This window comes from Paraburkholderia sp. UCT70, assembly GCF_050434085.1.
GTDB classification, from domain to species: Bacteria; Pseudomonadota; Gammaproteobacteria; order Burkholderiales; family Burkholderiaceae; genus Paraburkholderia; species Paraburkholderia tuberum.
Map to the genome: position 1 here is coordinate 85,863 of NZ_JBNPVZ010000002.1, position 17,110 is coordinate 102,972.

The 17,110-nt window shown below is 61.8% G+C and carries 17 protein-coding genes and 3 pseudogenes; 9 read left to right on the forward strand and 11 right to left on the reverse strand.

The window, feature by feature from the left end; all coding sequences use genetic code 11:
* The first annotated feature begins 52 nt into the window (after window positions 1-52).
* Window positions 53-1,426, forward strand: a complete 1,374-nt coding sequence (locus tag OKW41_RS02635; protein WP_429571488.1) for a cytochrome-c peroxidase — start codon at window positions 53-55, stop codon at window positions 1,424-1,426.
* A 67-nt stretch (window positions 1,427-1,493) separates the two neighbouring features.
* Here the strand turns inward: OKW41_RS02635 and OKW41_RS02640 are convergent, their stop codons facing one another.
* Window positions 1,494-2,126: an isochorismatase family cysteine hydrolase gene (locus OKW41_RS02640; RefSeq protein WP_429571489.1), complete on the reverse strand. Its 633-nt coding sequence runs from the start codon at window positions 2,124-2,126 to the stop codon at window positions 1,494-1,496.
* 232 nt (window positions 2,127-2,358) lie between these two features.
* On the opposite strand from OKW41_RS02640, the gene OKW41_RS02645 reads away from it, so the two are divergent.
* Complete coding sequence (locus tag OKW41_RS02645) at window positions 2,359-3,354, forward strand: aldo/keto reductase (RefSeq protein WP_429573333.1); 996 nt, start codon at window positions 2,359-2,361, stop codon at window positions 3,352-3,354.
* A 24-nt stretch (window positions 3,355-3,378) separates the two neighbouring features.
* Window positions 3,379-3,846 (forward strand): hypothetical protein, encoded by a 468-nt coding sequence (locus OKW41_RS02650; protein ID WP_429571490.1) that lies wholly within the window; start codon window positions 3,379-3,381, stop codon window positions 3,844-3,846.
* Window positions 3,847-3,856: 10 nt separating this feature from the next.
* Here OKW41_RS02650 and OKW41_RS02655 read toward each other — a convergent pair whose 3' ends face one another.
* Entirely contained in the window at window positions 3,857-5,497 is a 1,641-nt protein-coding gene (locus tag OKW41_RS02655; RefSeq protein WP_429571491.1) for an MFS transporter, read from the reverse strand.
* A gap of 202 nt (window positions 5,498-5,699) precedes the next feature.
* On the opposite strand from OKW41_RS02655, the gene OKW41_RS02660 reads away from it, so the two are divergent.
* Entirely contained in the window at window positions 5,700-6,941 is a 1,242-nt protein-coding gene (locus OKW41_RS02660; protein ID WP_187614652.1) for a cystathionine gamma-synthase family protein, read from the forward strand.
* Window positions 6,942-7,044: 103 nt separating this feature from the next.
* Here the strand turns inward: OKW41_RS02660 and OKW41_RS02665 are convergent, their stop codons facing one another.
* Window positions 7,045-7,413, reverse strand: a complete 369-nt coding sequence (locus tag OKW41_RS02665) for an NUDIX hydrolase (protein WP_429444450.1) — start codon at window positions 7,411-7,413, stop codon at window positions 7,045-7,047.
* A gap of 242 nt (window positions 7,414-7,655) precedes the next feature.
* On the opposite strand from OKW41_RS02665, the gene OKW41_RS02670 reads away from it, so the two are divergent.
* Both OKW41_RS02670 and OKW41_RS02675 read left to right on the forward strand, forming a co-directional pair.
* Window positions 7,656-8,567, forward strand: a complete 912-nt coding sequence (locus tag OKW41_RS02670; protein ID WP_429571492.1) for a CHAD domain-containing protein — start codon at window positions 7,656-7,658, stop codon at window positions 8,565-8,567.
* A 773-nt stretch (window positions 8,568-9,340) separates the two neighbouring features.
* Window positions 9,341-10,105, forward strand: coding sequence for an autotransporter-associated beta strand repeat-containing protein (locus OKW41_RS02675; RefSeq protein WP_429444454.1), 765 nt, complete (start codon window positions 9,341-9,343; stop codon window positions 10,103-10,105).
* Window positions 10,106-10,288: 183 nt separating this feature from the next.
* Here OKW41_RS02675 and OKW41_RS02680 read toward each other — a convergent pair whose 3' ends face one another.
* From OKW41_RS02680 to OKW41_RS02695, 4 genes are all read right to left on the reverse strand, one after another.
* Window positions 10,289-10,540, reverse strand: a complete 252-nt coding sequence (locus OKW41_RS02680; RefSeq protein ID WP_429444466.1) for a DUF1488 domain-containing protein — start codon at window positions 10,538-10,540, stop codon at window positions 10,289-10,291.
* A 69-nt stretch (window positions 10,541-10,609) separates the two neighbouring features.
* Window positions 10,610-10,927: a hypothetical protein gene (locus tag OKW41_RS02685; protein WP_429444468.1), complete on the reverse strand. Its 318-nt coding sequence runs from the start codon at window positions 10,925-10,927 to the stop codon at window positions 10,610-10,612.
* Between the two features lie 110 nt (window positions 10,928-11,037).
* Window positions 11,038-11,175 carry a hypothetical protein gene (locus OKW41_RS02690; RefSeq protein WP_429444470.1) on the reverse strand — a complete coding sequence of 46 codons (138 nt, stop codon included), beginning with the start codon at window positions 11,173-11,175 and terminating at the stop codon, window positions 11,038-11,040.
* Window positions 11,176-11,302: 127 nt separating this feature from the next.
* Window positions 11,303-11,908, reverse strand: a complete 606-nt coding sequence (locus tag OKW41_RS02695; protein ID WP_429444472.1) for a TetR/AcrR family transcriptional regulator — start codon at window positions 11,906-11,908, stop codon at window positions 11,303-11,305.
* A gap of 130 nt (window positions 11,909-12,038) precedes the next feature.
* Here OKW41_RS02695 and OKW41_RS02700 point away from each other — a divergent pair, with 130 nt between their 5' ends.
* Both OKW41_RS02700 and OKW41_RS02705 read left to right on the forward strand, forming a co-directional pair.
* Window positions 12,039-12,962, forward strand: a complete 924-nt coding sequence (locus OKW41_RS02700) for an NAD-dependent epimerase/dehydratase family protein (protein ID WP_184061500.1) — start codon at window positions 12,039-12,041, stop codon at window positions 12,960-12,962.
* A gap of 2 nt (window positions 12,963-12,964) precedes the next feature.
* Entirely contained in the window at window positions 12,965-13,309 is a 345-nt protein-coding gene (locus OKW41_RS02705; RefSeq protein WP_429444476.1) for a DoxX family protein, read from the forward strand.
* A gap of 365 nt (window positions 13,310-13,674) precedes the next feature.
* On the opposite strand, the pseudogene OKW41_RS02710 reads toward OKW41_RS02705, so the two are convergent.
* Both OKW41_RS02710 and OKW41_RS02715 read right to left on the reverse strand, forming a co-directional pair.
* Window positions 13,675-13,947: pseudogene (locus OKW41_RS02710) on the reverse strand (alkene reductase); the annotation flags it as partial.
* A 30-nt stretch (window positions 13,948-13,977) separates the two neighbouring features.
* Window positions 13,978-14,682, reverse strand: a complete 705-nt coding sequence (locus OKW41_RS02715; RefSeq protein ID WP_429571493.1) for an SDR family oxidoreductase — start codon at window positions 14,680-14,682, stop codon at window positions 13,978-13,980.
* A gap of 335 nt (window positions 14,683-15,017) precedes the next feature.
* Here OKW41_RS02715 and OKW41_RS02720 point away from each other — a divergent pair, with 335 nt between their 5' ends.
* Window positions 15,018-15,629 (forward strand): TetR/AcrR family transcriptional regulator, encoded by a 612-nt coding sequence (locus tag OKW41_RS02720; protein ID WP_429571494.1) that lies wholly within the window; start codon window positions 15,018-15,020, stop codon window positions 15,627-15,629.
* Window positions 15,630-15,854: 225 nt separating this feature from the next.
* Here the strand turns inward: OKW41_RS02720 and OKW41_RS02725 are convergent.
* Window positions 15,855-16,447, reverse strand: a pseudogene (locus OKW41_RS02725) (alpha/beta fold hydrolase).
* Window positions 16,444-17,034, reverse strand: a pseudogene (locus OKW41_RS02730) (DinB family protein); the annotation flags it as partial. The pseudogenes OKW41_RS02730 and OKW41_RS02725, both read right to left, overlap by 4 nt.
* Window positions 17,035-17,110 lie beyond the last annotated feature (76 nt).

The following is a 17,110-nucleotide window of genomic DNA, read 5'->3' on the forward strand; positions in this document are numbered from 1 at the left end:
GAAAAAACGGTGGGGCCTTCGCTCCACCGTCTTCCGTTGAAACGACGCACGCATGCAGATGATTCGAGATTGCTTCAAAGTGGCGAGTGGATTGGGCGCCGCAACGATTGCCGCCTTCGCCGCCTTCACGCTGGGTGTGAGCTTTTCAGCCACGGCACAAGCGCCGTCGAGCAATGGACTGACGGCCGCCGCGGGCGGCTTTGCCGCGGCATCGAAAGCGGTGCCCAAGGCGGCCGCCAAAGTCTCGGTGCAAAGATGGGTTCGCTACCCCGCGAGCTCTGCCGCGTTGAGCCAGCGGGCCGAACTTGGCAAACAGATATTCTTCGACGCGTCGCTATCGGCCTCGGGAAAGATGTCATGCGCGAGCTGCCATAGTCCCGAGCACGCCTACGGTCCACCGAACGGCCTTGCCGTGCAACTGGGCGGCGCCGACATGCGCCAGCCGGGCACGCGTTCGGTGCCGTCGCTGCGCTATCTGAGCTTCACGCCGTTGTTCAGCCGGCACTTCTATACGCCCGCCTCGGAAGATACCGAGGACAAGGGACCGACGGGCGGCTTCATGCGCGACGGCGCCGCCGCATCGTTGCACGATCAGGCGTCGATGCCGCTGCTCAATCCGAACGAGATGGCCAACCGCAGCGCGGCCGAAGTCGTCGCGAAGCTGCGGCACAGCGCTTATGCCGACACCTTCAGAAAGGTCTTCGGCGCCCAGGTCTTCTCGCAGACGGACAAGGCATTCGCGCACATCGGCGAAGCACTCGAAGCGTTTCAGGCCGAAGACATGAGCTTCCATCCGTACACGAGCAAGTTCGATGCGGCGATGTCGGGCAATGCGGACTTCACGGCGCAGGAACTGCGCGGCTACGCGCTGTTCAACAACCCCGACAAGGGCAATTGCGCAAAATGCCATCTGGACGCGCCCGGGCCCGGTGGACGGCCGGCGCAATTCGCCGACTTTTCGTTCATTGCGCTCGGGGTGCCGCGCAACCCTGAAATTCCGGCCAATCGCGATCCGACGTATTTCGACCTTGGCCTGTGCGGCCCCTATCGCTCGGATCTGGCAAAGGAAACCGGCTTCTGCGGCATGTTCAAGTCACCGACGCTGCGCAACGTTGCGACGCGCTCGGTGTTTTTCCACAACGGCCGCTTTCATCAGCTTGAGGACGTGATGCGCTTCTATGTCGAGCGCGATACCAATCCGGGAAAGTGGTATCCGAAGGGGGCCAACGGCAAGGTCGACAAATTCGACGATCTGCCGCGCCGCTATCGCAACAACGTCGACCTCGCGGATGCGCCGATGGATCGGAAGCTCGGCGGCAAGCCCGCGCTGAACGAGGCCGAGATTCGCGACGTCATCGCGTTCCTGCAGACGCTGAACGACGGCTATTCGGTCACGCCGGGCGGGCCGAAAGCGCTGGTGCGATAGCGGGGTTTGTTCGTAGCGAAACCAACGGAACGCCGGGGAAAGACGTAATCGAGCTGGCGATATCGGTCTATGCGAGCAGCAGTAGCGCATCCGCCAGTGACAGCACCGTTGTGCGTGAATCGAATGCGGTAGAAAACAGATGCTCGTGGACCACCTGGTCCGGGTCGTAACAGCAATCCTTCACCGTATACAGGCGGAAGTCCGCGTCGCTGGCGTACGCGACCGAGGAGAGCACGACGCCGGTCGACGCGATGCCGACCATGATCAGCGAATCGATACCTTGCCCGGAAAGCTTCGCCTCCAGATCGGTGCCGAAGAACACGCTCGCACGATGCGCGATGACGAGCGGTTCGTTGGCCTGCTGGCCCAACTCTGGCGCGGTCCGGTCTGCGAGGAAGAGGCAAAGACTTTTGATTCCCTGCCCATTCCTGTTCAACGGGCTGACTTCCGGATAGCCCGGACTGAACCTGAGGTTGGCGAAATAGACGCTGACGCCTTTGGCCCGGGCCGCGTCGCATAACCTGCGCGTATTGGCGAGCAACGCGGACGCGACCGACGGAAAGAGTCCGAGAATGTCGGTCTGGTAGTGCATGACGACAAGCGCGGTGCGCGATGGTGCGATGGCCGGAATCCGTGCACTCGTGCGAGTGCCGCCGAGCCCGTCGTTTGCAATGCCGTCGGAACCTGCATTGGTTGTCATTACGCCACCTTTATCCGGGTTCCACGTCCTGTTGTCGGAGCAGCCGCTTCGATGCCGTGGAAATCATACTTCATCGCATCGCGCGGGCGATCATCGATTCCGTCCGGACGCATACCCCACTTCAACGGCCCTGCCCGCTTGCTACACTATGTACAAAGGTCGCCGGCGCTCCCGCAAGGGTAATGAACCGCCTGCGACGCAACTTTGCAAAAAACAGAGGATGAGCATCCAAATGACGCTTTCGACGAGAAAATTTGGTCGTACCGGCTGGAATGTGTCGGAAATCGGTTTTGGGGCATGGGCAATCGGCGGCTCGTGGGGCAGTGTTGCGGAAGATGACGCCAAGGCCGCGCTAAATGCCGCGCTCGATAACGGTGTCACGTTCATCGACACGGCCGATGTCTACGGCGATGGTCGCTCCGAACGGATCATCCGCGACGTGCTGCGGCAACGAGGCGGCGAACGTCCGATTGTCGCCACCAAGCTCGGGCGCCGACTCGACCCGCATGTGACCAGCGGCTATCTGAACAAGTGCGAGCTCGAAGCTTTCATCGACCGGAGTCGCTCGAATCTCGGCGTCGACACGCTCGACCTGGTCCAGCTGCATTGCCCGCCGACGGAGGTTTACTACCGTCCCGAGGTGTTCGACGCAATGGACGACTTCGTCGCCGCGGGCAAGATCCGCTACTACGGCGTGTCGGTCGAAAAGGTGGAAGAGGCGCTGAAGGCGATCGAATATCCGAACGTGGTTTCGGTGCAGATCATCTACAACATGTTCCGTCAGCGTCCATCCGATCTGTTCTTCAGGCAAGCGCAAAAGAAAGACGTTGCGGTCATCGCGCGAGTGCCTCTGGCCAGCGGCATGCTCACGGGCAAGATGTCCGCGGATTCGACTTTTGCATCAGACGACCATCGTGCATTCAATCGGCATGGCGAGGCGTTCGACGTCGGCGAAACGTTCTCCGGAGTGCCCTACGACGTCGCGTTGCAAGCGGTCGACGAACTGCGCGGCCTGGTACCCGTGAACGCCTCCATGGCGCAGCTGGCTCTGCGCTGGATCCTGATGGAGGATGCCGTCTCCGTCATCATCCCGGGCAGCAAAAACGCGGCCCAGGCGGCGTCGAACGTCTCGGCCGCGAGCCTCGCGCCGCTGTCCGACGAGGTAATGCAACGGGTCCGGGATGTCTATCAGCGCCATATCGCGCCGCACGTCCACCAGCGCTGGTAAAGGCAACGCGGTGGCGGCTTCGCGGTGGGCGCATTCGACATGCAGGGAGCACTCGGAATAAATTGTGTTTGTACCTCGACTCTGGAGAACCTCATGACAGACATCGCACTTGCACGCAAAGATGCTTGCCTCGCAGTGGTTCATGCGGTACTGACGGACTTGAGCGACGACAGCAATCTGATCGGCGCGGCTCTACGTGTTGCGGACTACCTCGTAGATGATCTCGAAGGCAAGATCACCGAGACCGACGCCATACTGCTTGCTGTCACCGCGCTAACCAAGGTCAATCGCGCGATTCGTGAGTGGAACGACGTGGACGGCAACTCGATGGACGCGATGAGAGTCGCGGATTTCGTCATCGATGAACAAATGAACGGGTACGACAGCGCGACCATTCCACATCAACCGACTTCGTCGGCGGCAAGAATCGAGGCGCGAGCGGCCGCCGTGATCCGGCCGACGGGGTCCCCGGTGCGGCCTGTTCACCACTGAGTTTCGTATCTCACTCCGGGCGCGCCACCGCCGGCCGTTTCAGCGGCTGGATGGTGGCCATCGCAAGCCCCGCTCCGGCGAACGCACACGCGGCGCAGACGAGCGCGACGGCCCGCAGCGCGTCGGTCATCGCATCGGCTTGCGCGCGCGCCACGGATGTCTCGCGCGGCGTATGCGAGGCGCCCGCCGCCCCTCCCGCTTGCTCGACCGGCGCCAGCAATTGCCCGCTCTGGCGCGTATCTTGCGGCACATGCAGTTCGTCGAGGCGCGCCGATAGCGCCGCGTGGTGCGACCACACGAATACGATGCCGAGCACCGCAATCGCCAGCAGGCCCGCTACGCGCGCAACGGCGTTATTGATGCCGGACGCCACGCCTGTGCGGTCGCTCGGCACCGCGCCCATCACGGTCGTGGTAAGCGGCGCGACGGTGATCGTCATGCCGAGCCCAAGCACGACGAGCGCAGGGAAGAATTCAGCCCAATAGCTGCCGCGCACGAACGGCAGCGCCAGCAACGTGAACCCGACTCCGGCGACGCCCGGGCCAACGGTCAGCAGCGTGCGCGAACCGAAGCGGCTAGTCAGACCGCCAGTGAAGCGCGATAGCAGACCGATGATGAAAGGTACCGGCAACAGCGCCGCCCCCGCTTCGGTCGCGGTGTAGTCATGCGCGCGGATCAGCGTGAACGGCAGGAAGAAGAACGTGCCGCCAAGGCCGAAGTAAAGCAGCAGTGTGACGAGGTTGGCGCCGGCGAAGTCGCGCGAGCGAAACAGGTCGAGCGGCATCATCGGGTTGGGGCTGCGCGCCTCAATGGACACGAATGCGGCGAGCATCAGCACGCCGGCGCCAATCGCACAGAATACGAGCGGATGCGCGAAGCCACGCGCCGATGCTTCGGTCAGGCCGAACGTCAGCGCGGCGAGGCCCGTGGCCGCGCTTAGTGCGCCGGGCCAGTCGAGCTGTCCAGGCGCATCGGCCCCGTGGCTGTTGGGCACCGCCGATATGGCGAGCGCGATCGTCAGCGCCGCGAGCGGGACGTTCAGGAAGAAGATCGCGCGCCACGACCACGCGTCGACGAGCCAGCCGCCCGCCACCGGCCCCACGGCCGACGTGATCGCGCCGACGCCCGCCCAGGTGCCGATTGCCCGTCCGCGCGCTGCGTCGTCGAACACTGCGCCGATGATCGCGAGACTGCTGGGTACCAGCAGTGACGCGCCGATGCCTTGAACCGCGCGCGCGGCGACCAGCGCAAACGCATTCGGTGCAAACCCGCAAGCGGCCGACGCCAGCGTGAAAAGCGCGACGCCCGCGATGAACACCGTGCGCCGGCCGAGCTTGTCGCCCATCGATCCGCCGACCAGCACGAGGGAGCCGAGAAACAGCAGATACGCGTTGACGACCCACTGCATCGCCGCGACGCTCGCGCCGAGTTCGCTCTGAATGGCCGGCAGCGCGACGTTGACGACGGAGCCATCGATGAACGCCATGCTCGAACCACCGATCGTCGCGGCCAGCGCGAGGCGCTTGCGCTGGCACGGGCGGCCGGTCGTGATGGGCTGCGTGCGGATGACGAGCTCGTCGCACGGGCTCGCCTGCGCGGCGACGATGTGCGCCGTCCTCGGCTTGCTACCAGGATGATCAGGGTCGGCCACGTTCGCTCCCGTGCTGGTCGATGAAGACTTAGAGCCTGTTCGTGCCACCGAGGCTAGTCAACCCCGCAGCGCAACATCGCGGAGCGGGTTTTGCCCATTCGGGGTGTCCCGCGCCGCCGGACGGGACGCCAAGGACTTCGCCGGCGAGCGGTTACAGGCGATAATCGGTTGGAAGCAATCGATCTAAAAAAGCGGAGAAGGAATGGACAAGCAAGGTTTCACCACTGGCATCGTTCACGGCGACAGAATTGCGGGCACCGAGCACGGTGCCTTGCGTCAGCCAGTTCATACGTCCGTGCAATATGGTTTCGAGCGCGTCGAGGACCTGATCGGCGTGTTCCAGGGCACGAAGAAAGGCGGCTTCAATTACGCGCGGCAGGGCACGCCCACCACCGCCGCGCTCGAGCGCAAGATCACCAGCCTCGAAGAAGGCGTCGGCACGGTCTGCTTCAGCACAGGCATGGCCGGCATCACCGCGACGTTCCTGACGCTGCTGCGCGCGGGCGATCATCTCGTGTCGAGCCGTTACGTGTTCGGCAACACCAACAGTCTGTTCGGCACGTTGCGGGCGCTCGGCGTCGAAGTCACGACCGTCGACGCGTGCAACGTCGACGACGTGAAGAACGCAATCCGGCCGAATACGCGCATGGTGTTCGTCGAAACCATCGCGAATCCGGGCACGCAGATTCCCGACCTGCAAGGTATCGGTGACGTGTGCCGTGAGCGCGGCATCGTGTACTTCGTCGATAACACGATTACCTCGCCCGCATTGTTCAAGCCAAAGGCGGTCGGTGCGAGCCTCGTCATCAACTCGCTGACGAAGACTATCGCGGGTCATGGCGCGGCCCTCGGCGGCGCGGTGACGGATACCGGTCTGTTCGACTGGAGCGCGTATCCGAACATCGCCGACGACTATCGGCGTTCGGCGGCGAAGGATCAGGGGCTGCTGCAGATCCGCAAGAAAGGCCTGCGAGACATGGGCGCGGCATTGTCGTCCGAGCAGGCGCACTCGATCGCGATGGGCGCGGAAACGCTCGCCTTGCGCGTGAAGCAAAGCAGCGACAATGCGCTCGCGCTCGCGCAGTTTCTCGAAGGGCACGAAGCGATCGGCAACGTGTTCTATCCTGGCCTGAAGAGCCATCCGCAATACGAGATCGCACAGACGCTGTTCAAGGGCGCGTCGTGGCTGTTGTCGTTCGAATTACTCAACGTGGATCGCATGGTCGAAGTCGTCAACGCGCTCAAGCTGCCGGTCAAGGCGACCGGTCTCGGCGACACGCGCACGCTGATCATTCCCGTCGCGCCGACGATCTTTTTCGAAGCCGGGCCGGAAACGCGCAAGGCGATGGGCATTTCCGACGGCATGCTGCGGCTGTCCGCGGGCATCGAGGATATCGACGACCTGATTGCGGATTTCGCACAGGCGCTCAAGTTCGCGGCGTAGTTTTTCGGGCCTTCGAAATTCTGAGCGAGGCTGGTGCGCCGGCCTCGCTTGTTTAGTTCCTGGCAGTGCAATCGGACGTCGGGGTATCAGTTGCAGGTCTGGGCTACTTCCTGCGCCGCTGATACATGAGCTTCACGATATCGGTCGTCGGCCCGCTGGTCATGAGGCGACGGATCTCGTCCATGTGAACCCAGCGACACCTGGATATTTCGTTACTCGGGCGAGCTTTGGCCCGATTCGGGATTTCGCAGGAAAACACGTGATGGTGTTTCTGCTTGCCACGGAAGTCGAAGAGATGCTTGGCCGACTTGCCGGATAGTTGAGTTTCTTCCTTGAGTTCCCGAAGTGCGGCGTCCGTGCGATGTTCTCCACGCTTGAGGATCCCGCCCGGTAAAACCCACTTTGATTGACTACGTGCGACCAGAAGGATTCGCTTACCTCTGCGACAGATCACGGTGGCGCGTTTCTTCAAACCGAACTCCCACTGATGCCCCAGATGCTCTCAAGACGCGCACCACACGGCGGCGTATCGGGCGTTGCCAGACATAGTTGAGCATCCTAATACAGAACAGCAGAAGCCGGCAATGTTTCGAAGCGAGGACAGCGGACGCGCGGCAGCTTAAAGTGCGTCATCAACGCGTCACAATCTCGGCGCTCGAGGGTCGCTATGGTAAGGTCTGGGCAAATGAAATTTCTATCCGACTCGAGGCTGCAATGAATATGGATGGTGACTGGTCCTTGCCACGGCCAAACACTCTCTTCAAAGTCAACCGCCGGACGGCCGGTTCATCACTTTCAAAAACGAGTTCCATCGCTAGTACCTTCTCGTCGCTGGCGGCGCCAGTGGTGGCCGAAGCCGTGCAAAGGGCAAGAGAGCTATCCACGCAGAGCGATGCAGAAGGGTTTCATCAGCTTCGCGTGGCTTTCAGAAAGCTTCGGGCTTTGTATTGGGCGTACTCTCCATACCTCGGAGAGGAATCGACCGCGCAAGCCACCGAAGAATTCAAGCGTCTTGCGGCCGTGGCAGGCGGAACCCGTGACTGGGACATAGCAGGCGATCTGCTGAGAGCCGCCAAGGAGTCTGGCGCCTCGATCGAACTGCTGGTGGCCGCGGCGCGCGAGAAGCGCGAGCAGGCGGTGGTGCATAGCCAGACGATGATCAAAAGCGACGATGTCGAGGCGTTCCTGAACGATGCCCTGCTTCGCGCGCAAACCACACTGCTGTCGCGTTGCGACAATCTACCCATTCAAGCGTTCGCCGAGAAGCGTGTCCGTCTAGCACAGCGTGCACTTCAAAAGCGAAGCAGACGCGCTGCACACAGCGAGGACACCCACGAGGAGGATCTTCACGACGTTCGAAAGGCCGGCAAAAAACTGAGGTACCTGCTGGAGTTTTTTCAACCCGTTATCAAAGGCGGACACGGTCGCACCATCAAGGAATTGACATCCGTGCAGAACAAGCTGGGGCAGTTCAACGACATTGCCGCAAGCGAGGCGCTGATTCGCAGCGCGTCATTCAATGAGGTTCCGCCCGAGGTCGTGCAGGAATCACTGCAATGGTTGGAAAAACAGAAGTCCCAACGAATGCGGGCGGCATCGCGGGGGGTCCGAGGCATCTCTAACTGAGGCGGGCGCGATCTGACTGAGTGGATGCCGAAGTATCGCCGGGACAGTCAAACGTCAGTGGCAATCTGGAAAGCGGATATCCAATCGGGGACACGACGATATGCTCAGGCGCTTTTCTCGGGGGCGAGCCGTTGGTACCTCGCATGACAGGACCGCAATCGAAGCCTTCCGGTTAATTCTTGACAATTCAATCTGCCTACCTACCCTTAGCAGAACTTGGCAACAACTCAATCGCGTGCGCACAACCAGTAAGGCAACGACTGTTCGGGGAAATGCTTTCCAAAGTCAACGTCGATGGGTCGGTCTCCCGAAATCAAGCTCGCTTGACTTGGCAAACTTCCACCGGCAGGTAACGGAGGGTCGTCGTGGCGGCAAGATCGATTCACCGCGCGTCGTTAAGCACGTTGCCCGGGGGGCGCGCGGTCGATTGACGATTCCGCTGACGACGCGGCACCAGCGACTCAAGTCTTTCTGCATCCTCCATGCCATCTGGCTCATGGGCCTGTCACCCGTGCCGGCATTGGCGCAGCAGACGGTGACCGAACGGCCCAATCTCTCCGGGAGCGAAACGATCGACACCCCCGCCAACAACGTCCTGTTTGTTGGCACCGATAACACGAGCACCAGCTTCTCCGGCACGATCAACAATGCTGGCGTTGCGAGCGATCCAACGTCGCAACAAGGCCAGTTTGTCAAAACGGGGAGCGGAACACTGACGCTCGACGGCGCAAGGATCGGGGGGCTCCGCATTCGTGATTGGCGGTGGACTGGCGGTGACGAGCAGCGACGCCGCCATCGACTATCTTTCGCTGGGCCTGGGCAATGCCCCAACTCTTCCCGGATCGACGTCGTCTGGCACGTTGAACGTGAGCGGCGGCACGCTCACGTTCAACTCCGCGCTCCAGGTCGGCGACTTCGGCGGCACGGGCACGGTTACGCAGACTGCGGGCAACGTCGTCTTCGGTATGCCGGGCACGCCGGTGTCGCTGAACATCGGCAACCAGGGCGGTACGGGCACCTTCAACGTGGCTAACGGGACGCTGTTCATCGGCTCGAACGTCACGTCCACGGGTAGCCAGGGCACCGGTACGATCAACCAGACCGGCGGTACCCTTGCAATCGGCAGCGCGTCGAGACTGTTCCTCGCGGCGGCCGGCAACGGCACGTATAACCTGTCGGGCGGCACACCGCAGATTGGCGGAAGTTCGCTGTTCGGCGACTTCAACAATCTGGGTGGCACCTATGCATTCAATCTCGGTGGAGGAACGATACAGGTGGTGGGTTCGGCGCTGAGCGCAGGCGTCAACGCAACGCTGGTCGGAGGCACGACGTCGACCATCGACACCAACGGCATGGGCGCGACATGGTCCGGCGTGCTCTCCGGAAGCGGGGCACTGGCCAAGGCCGGCAACGGCGTGCTCACGTTATCCGGCCAGAACACCTTTACCGGTCCGACCAACGTTCGCAATGGCGTGCTCAATCTGACCGGCTCGTTGCAGTCGCCGGTCGATGTGGAGGCGAACGGAACCCTGGGCTGATATCAAGAGTCGACTTCGGTCGAGAAGTCGTCAGCGATCGCCCCGGCGACTGGCCGAAGTGCATCAAAAACAGCCTCAGGATGCGGAAGCCGTCGACCGGCAGCAACGGGGCGAGCCTGCATGAAAACGCGTTGATCGCCTAAACTGGATTAACTCATTCAGCATGGGTGACCGGATGAAGCTTTAGTGCAGCGTGTAGAGAGTCTGCGGTCCCTCGGCATAGAGGGTGATGGCGACCTTCAGGATCTCATTGCGATTCCGGTCGAAGGAGGCCAGCACCTCGGCTTCGTCAGTACCGAGGGCGGAGTCGAAATGCTTCAGTACGCGGTCTTCCACAAAGAAGGTAATCTCGCGTGCTTTGTCGTATCCCCAGAACCACACGCCATGCCTGATCCCATCATAGCTACGGCTGGGGTTAGAAAAACTGAGTGCCATGTGTCGTCCTTCGTTCTACGCCTCAGATGGACCGGATTGCACGCTCACTACCTGCGCGGAGCGCTCCCGCTAGTGCGGATCGCCTTTCATGCTTTCGGCTTCCATCGCGGCATGCAATTCCTCATACGCCTCGATTGGCTCCATGTCCTGATCGACGAACGCGGCTGCGCGCTCAGCGGCGGTCGACGCGTCGCCCGGGATATCGCTCTCGCTGTCGTCTTCGGTACTTGGCGGCAGCAGCATGTCCTCAAGCATCCCGCGCAGCTCGGGAGTATTCCATGGCTTGCCCAGCTTGGCCTTCCTGTTCAGGTAGTGACGAATTTCCGAGTCTTGCTCGGCCGTGAGCGGAAGCCCACGAAAAGTGGGGTCCGAGTGGTGATGGATCATGATGCGCCTCCCGAAGCGGTTTGCGCCTTCAATGTGGAGATATCAATTTACTGCGGTGAACGTTACAAGTTGCATGTGATCGCTGTGCCGCGTGTCCGCGGCCAACCGATTTACGTCTTCTTCTTGGCGACACCTTCGTTCGCAACCCGCGAACGAACCGTGCTGAACGGCTGTGCCGGCACTGACGGCTTCGTGGGTTGCTTGGGCTTTTTCGCTTCGCGAGTGCTGCGTAATTGACTCTTGGCCATGGTGTTGCTCCTGGTGCGTTGCGTGACAAGGCGGATATTCCCAGCATACGCGCTTAGTTTGGTCGCGGCGTCAAAATGAACTGATGTGGAGTGTCGCTACGCGGAAAACTGCCAAGGTTGGCCCATTTTAGCGAAGTGCAGCCGCCACGGCCTCGTCAATCTGCAGCGCAAAGCGCGCTTCAACATCGGGCACTGTGTAGCCAATTGACAGTTCCAGATACGCGTCGCCTAGCACCAACTGAACGAATGTCGCTGCCCGCAATACAGCAGTCGATTCGTCAAATCGCTTTCGCAGAATTTTTGCCGCGAAGGCACGCACGACCTTTGCGCCATTTTCGTAAAACACCTGGCCGAGTTCAGGAAGACGCTCGGCCTCAGCGACGATGGCCCGGTAAAGCCGCAGGTAATCCGGCACGATAAGGCTTCTTGCCAGCAACCACCCCAACTCGTGCAACTCGACTTCGGGTGATCCATCGGATTGCTCGTCCTGAGCCTCGGCAAGAAGTCCACCCACCTGAGCGCACATCGAGCTCACCAGACCAACGAAGAGCGCCTCCTTCGACTTGAAGTGGCGGTAGACCGTCTGTTTGCCGACGCCAGCGGCCGTGGCGACATCATCCATTGTTGCCAGGCCGAAACCTTGGCTTAAAAAAACGGTTTTCGCGCCTTCGAGGATGGCGGACCGCTTACGGCGTTGCAGCGGGCTCAGGTCGGGGAGAGAGGGCGTGTTCATCCCAGATAAATAACAGATCGCCGAGTAGTTGACAAGACTGGTCAGTCTCGTTTAGATTTGTCAAAACGAGACCGGTAAGTCTCGTTCGTGTGACTCATCAACTTCGCAGGCAATCATCGAGGAGAACGCTATGGAACTGTTCATTACAGGTGGTACTGGCTACATCGGGCAAGCGGTCGCGCGCAAGGCAATCAGCCGCGGCCATCAGGTGACGGCGCTGGTGCGCCAGGACAGGTCGGCTGCTGCCAGCGCGCTGGCAGATCTCGGCGTGAAACTGCATTCCGGCGACCTGCGTGAGCCACAGTCTTTCGCTGCGACCGCCGGGGCCGCTGAGGGCGTGGTGCACATGGCGTCGACCAATGATGCTTCCGCCGGTGCCGTTGATGAGGCTGCGGCTGTAGCGATGCTTTCGCATTTGCAGCCGGGCGCGGCGTTTGTCTATACGTCGGGCACCTGGGTCTACGGCAATACGGAGGGGGAGCCCGCGACTGAAGCTTCGGCGCTGAACCCGACACCACTCATCGCCTGGCGGCCCGCAGTGGAGCAACATGTGCGGGCGCTAGCGGCGAGTCGCTCGATTGCCGCAGTGATTCTCAGGCCGGCGATGGTGCACGGCTACGGCGGCGGCGTCTTCGGTATGCTTGCCGGGATGGTCCGTCAGACCGGCAGTGTGAGGGTCGTCGGCGATGGTCGCGATCACTGGCCTGCCGTTCACGTCGACGATCTCGCCACGGCTTACCTGAGCGCGGTGGAGCAGGCGGCAAGCGGGGACGGTCGAGTCACGGGACAGATCTTCAACGTGGTCGCGGAAGATGCTGTTGCCGTTGCCGAAATGGGTGAAGCGATTCGGGCCTCGGTCGGCGCCGATCGCGTCGAACTCTGGTCGCTCGACGATGCTCGCAAATCGCTTGGACTGTTCGCTGACGCACTGGCGCTCGACCAGACAGTAAGCGGCCAGCATGCCCGGCGAGTTCTTGCGTGGGAGCCCCATGGCCCCGGCCTGATTGCGGACCTCTCTGCACAAAAACACTTTCAGCAAATCAACGGAGCATGACGATGGTGTGGAACAGTGCGTCTTTAGAATCGATCCTCGCGACGATCGTAGCGGTTCTGTTCGCGGTTGCTGGGGTGGTCAATCTCGCAAGACCCGGCGCGGTGAAGCGCGACTTCGCACGCTGGGGTTATCCGGCATGGTTTCAGTGGCTCTGTGGCGCTCTCGAGTTGTTGAGTGCGGCACTTCTTCCTGGACAACAAACCAGAGTCTTAGGCCTAACGCTGGCCGGTGCGATCATGATCGGTGCGCTCTTCACGTTGCTACGAAATCGGGAACCGTTCCGGCATCTCGCCCCGGCGCTGATCTTCTCGGCTCTCATTGTGGTTACTGTGGCGGTCCGCGCTTGAGGCTTCCTTGCCATCAGGCGAGTGAGCCGGGGACGCTAACAGGCCGTGCGGGCAATCCGTGCTGCAGGTACTTGAAATACGCACACGGATAGCTGCATTGGAGCAACTCCAGTTTGATCACGTGCGTCATGCGTCCGCTTTTTGTAGCGATGGCTGGGCGCTCCGGGTCGCCTGCCGCAGATCGCCGCTTTACGTGCCACGGGAAACGGTCCCTCATGCATGGGGCAGCGCGCGGCCACTACCGGCCATTCGTGGCGCATATCCCCGGCCATTCGAATGACCGCGTCAATACAAGCAGTCTCGCCGGCAGCGTAAGAAAGCGGAAATGCTCGTCGCTCACCTTAAACGCATCCTCAAACTGGACCGTTTGCGGCTGCGTGGTCCAAATCTTCGACGATGCCGGGAATCTCTTCGGTCTGCAGCGCGCGTGGCACCGTAAAGGGCCGCTGCGGACGCAGGCGAGAGATGTATCCTTCCGCCGCCACGGCGCTTGGCGCCACGGGAGGCTCGCCGGCGTGGAAGATGGGATCGGAGACTCGCCCGACGTGCCAGAGCCGGGAGACGATCAGACCGCCGGCTGCGTGAACCGCAGAGCTCACCTCCTTCCAGCCCGCGACCTGCTTTTCCGTCCAGATGCCCGCGCGCGACGAGCGGGCGCTCCGGCGCCTTCAGTGCGGCGCCGGAGCCTCGAGATAGACGCCTGCCGACAACCCGGCCTTCACCTGCCGCGTGAACTCGTCGGTGGACACTTCCTCCGCCCCTGCCTCGATCGCGTCGTATGCCTGACGCACGACGTCGGCCGGCGTCGCCTTCGGCACGTCCAGCCCGCGCGTCAGATCCGTATCGATAAAACCGGCATGCAGCCCGACCACCTGCGTGTGCTGCTCGCGCAGCGAGTGACGCAGGCCGTTGGTCACCGCCCACGCGGCCGACTTCGACACGCCATAAGCCGCGAGGATCGGCCGGTTTATCCAGCTCGCAACAGACAGTACGTTCAGGATCGCGCCGCCGCCGTTGCCGGCAAGGTTGCCCGCGAACGCCTGCGACATCGACAGCATCCCGAACACGTTGGTGTCGAAGTGATCGCGTAACGCGTCGAGCGCGCCGTCGTCCGTCAGACTGCCGAGCCGCGCGATGCCCGCGTTGTTGATCAGAAGCGTGACGTCGCCCGCCACGTCGGCGGCAGCGGCCACGGCCGCCGGATCGGTCACGTCAAGCTTCACGGGCACGACGCCCGTCAGCGTTACGCTGGCCGGATCGCGCGCGCCCGCATAGACCTTGCGCGCTCCTCTTTCGAGCGCCTGCTTCGCGAACTCAAGGCCAAGCCCGCGGTTTGCACCCGTCACGAAAACAACAGCACCTTCGATCTCCATATCTCATCCTTTCGCATGATGAATCGCATGTGCGCCGGTTCGCAGCGCGCGTGAAATCCGGAGAAAACAAACCTGCCCTTGCGTACCGAACCGTTGCGCCGCCGAACGGCGCCAACGTCCGCCGCCCGCGGGCATCAAAGAACCGCGATGAACCTGGACTGCCATCCGTACCACGCCGGCGTTGCTTCGCGTTGTGCGCGAAAGTCGGCTACACTCATCTCAATGTCGATCGCCATCGTCTTATGGCGAATAGTGTCGAAGTAATTCGGGTATGTCAATGATGATCGACATTGTGTTTTTCAATCGACGCGATCGCTTGTATAAGGGAGAGATCGATGGGGGTGTCACGACAGCAGGCCGCCGAGAACCGCAGCGCGATCGTCGCGGCCGCCGAGAGGCTTTTCCGGGTACGCGGAGTTGATGCCGTGGGGCTGACGGAGTTGATGAAGGAAGCCGGTTTTACCCAGGGCGGCTTCTACAACCACTTCAAGTCGAAGGATGCGCTGGTCACCGCGGCCATGGAAAAGGCGATGCAAGACTACGCGGATTCGCCAAACGTCGGCAGCCTGGGGAAGCAGGCGGCACGCTACCTGTCCGCCTCGCACCGCGACAACGTCGAAGGAGGGTGCCCGCTGTCCGGCTTCGCTGGCGACGCTCCGCGGATGACCGACGCGGCGCGTGCGTCCTACGCGCGCGGCCTCGCCGCGTATGTCGACCGGCTTGCAGCCATGATCGCCACGGAAGGCGCGATGACGGAACAAACCCGTCGCGATGCGATTGCAGCGTTCAGTCAGATGGTCGGGGCGCTCGTGCTGTCGCGTGCGATCGCAGGCGCCGATCCGACCTTCGCCGACGAAATCCTCGACGCGGGGCGGCGCACGCTCGTCGACGCGCTCGACGACCCGGTCACGCCGGACAGCGGGCGCCGCAGCAGGGCGGATGGCTGATACGCCGCCTGCGGCCCCGGGGCCCTGCGTGGGAATGCGTAGGTCGGCGGGCAGCACGACTTGCTCGCAGAGGCTCAGCGCTTTAGCGCGCCGTTGAGCGGCGGCTCCGTGCCGTCGTCGCCCGCCTGTCCTGGCGTAGGCAGGTACCTGCCGAAGTTCATTTCGAAGTCGCTTGGAACGCCGTAGGCCAGGCCCGCCTTGAAGCGCGTCCCTTCGTGCCCTTGTTCAGTCCCGACTCGCGACGGCGAGCCGGAATGCCAATCCGGCGAACACTGATCCAAGCATGTATCGAGGAATTCGCGATCGGTGGCGTCGACCTGTCCATCGCACGCCAAATTGGCTTGCCGCAAGAATAACGACGCCGTTCACGATCAGACCGATGAAGTTCAGAACGGTCGCGAGCATCAATATCTGAAAGGCGACCGCGCTGCTCAACCAGGCCAGCGGTTCTGTGCGGAAGCCGTCGAGCATGGTGTCAGCTTCGTCCGGCGTCATACGGCCCACCGAAGCAGACCAGAACGCATCGTCCAACGTGAAGTTGGCTTCAACATTGACAATCCGGCGGACGTATCCTGGATATGCGTGTGCAAACAGCATCGCGATCGATCCGCCTATCGAGTACGTCTTGCTCCGAAGCGTGCGTCAACGAACCCGCGGATATGCTCGACCTGCGCGGGTAAGGAAATCTGCTCGAACGGGACGGACCGATGCTCTCCATAGCCGAGCAAATCGGGGGAGGCGTGCTTGGGTTCGTATTGCCATACGTCCAAGGTTCCGATGAGGCCGTGAATGAAAATGACGGGCGGGTCGTTCTTCATATCGGTCGTCCTCTCTTTGGACGTGTTTCGGTTTTCTTCAGTTCGTCATCAAGTTCTTCGAGTTCAAGCAAATGAGTCCGATCGTGGTCAAGTAACTCACGCACGAGTTCTTCGAGAGTCATGCGCCGCACACCATCGCGGAGCCCGCAACGCATAAGCTGCTCCGCTCGCAACCTTCTTAGCGACTTGCAAAAGTGCCCCCTCGAACGCCGGAACGCTTCAACGGCATCTTTCAGGTCTTGACCGATATAGTTCCGTTCGTCGGCAAGCGCCGTGCCATCTACCGAACCGATTATTGGAAGATGTTCCGTTCGAACCGCCCTGATTCTCTCTGCGAAAACAACGTCAAGATCGCGCAGATGGCACGCATGCTCCACGAGCGCGAAGCCCGTCCCCTCCGGCCGTTGACGCCAAGCCGCCACGGGGATGCGGGAAACGACCTCGGATAGCTCGCCAGGCGTTAGCAAAAGTGCGTCAATGACCTCACCAAAGGGCAACCTGTTGGGATATGGACTGAATACGGTTCCGTAACTAAACAACACCCCGCCAACGCCTGTCTGTCCACAGGCGCAGCGCAGGCCATTCCGCCATCGTGCTGTCCGGACTTAACGAGGAGTTGCTATGACATTTAGCGCATCCGCCCCGGATGGTCGACAAGACATC

What these genes read in the sequence shown, in the direction of transcription:
- OKW41_RS02695 (WP_429444472.1), bottom strand. Translation starts at nt 11,908, where the DNA reads ATGAACACGCCCTCTCTCCCCGACCTGAGCCCGCTGCAACGCCGTAAG.
- OKW41_RS02685 (WP_429444468.1), bottom strand. Translation starts at nt 10,927, where the DNA reads ATGATCCATCACCACTCGGACCCCACTTTTCGTGGGCTTCCGCTCACG.
- OKW41_RS02690 (WP_429444470.1), bottom strand. Translation starts at nt 11,175, where the DNA reads ATGGCCAAGAGTCAATTACGCAGCACTCGCGAAGCGAAAAAGCCCAAG.
- OKW41_RS02700 (WP_184061500.1), top strand. Translation starts at nt 12,039, where the DNA reads ATGGAACTGTTCATTACAGGTGGTACTGGCTACATCGGGCAAGCGGTC.
- OKW41_RS02705 (WP_429444476.1), top strand. Translation starts at nt 12,965, where the DNA reads ATGGTGTGGAACAGTGCGTCTTTAGAATCGATCCTCGCGACGATCGTA.
- OKW41_RS02645 (WP_429573333.1), top strand. Translation starts at nt 2,359, where the DNA reads ATGACGCTTTCGACGAGAAAATTTGGTCGTACCGGCTGGAATGTGTCG.
- OKW41_RS02670 (WP_429571492.1), top strand. Translation starts at nt 7,656, where the DNA reads ATGAATATGGATGGTGACTGGTCCTTGCCACGGCCAAACACTCTCTTC.
- OKW41_RS02640 (WP_429571489.1), bottom strand. Translation starts at nt 2,126, where the DNA reads ATGACAACCAATGCAGGTTCCGACGGCATTGCAAACGACGGGCTCGGC.
- OKW41_RS02680 (WP_429444466.1), bottom strand. Translation starts at nt 10,540, where the DNA reads ATGGCACTCAGTTTTTCTAACCCCAGCCGTAGCTATGATGGGATCAGG.
- OKW41_RS02660 (WP_187614652.1), top strand. Translation starts at nt 5,700, where the DNA reads ATGGACAAGCAAGGTTTCACCACTGGCATCGTTCACGGCGACAGAATT.
- OKW41_RS02715 (WP_429571493.1), bottom strand. Translation starts at nt 14,682, where the DNA reads ATGGAGATCGAAGGTGCTGTTGTTTTCGTGACGGGTGCAAACCGCGGG.
- OKW41_RS02635 (WP_429571488.1), top strand. Translation starts at nt 53, where the DNA reads ATGCAGATGATTCGAGATTGCTTCAAAGTGGCGAGTGGATTGGGCGCC.
- OKW41_RS02720 (WP_429571494.1), top strand. Translation starts at nt 15,018, where the DNA reads ATGGGGGTGTCACGACAGCAGGCCGCCGAGAACCGCAGCGCGATCGTC.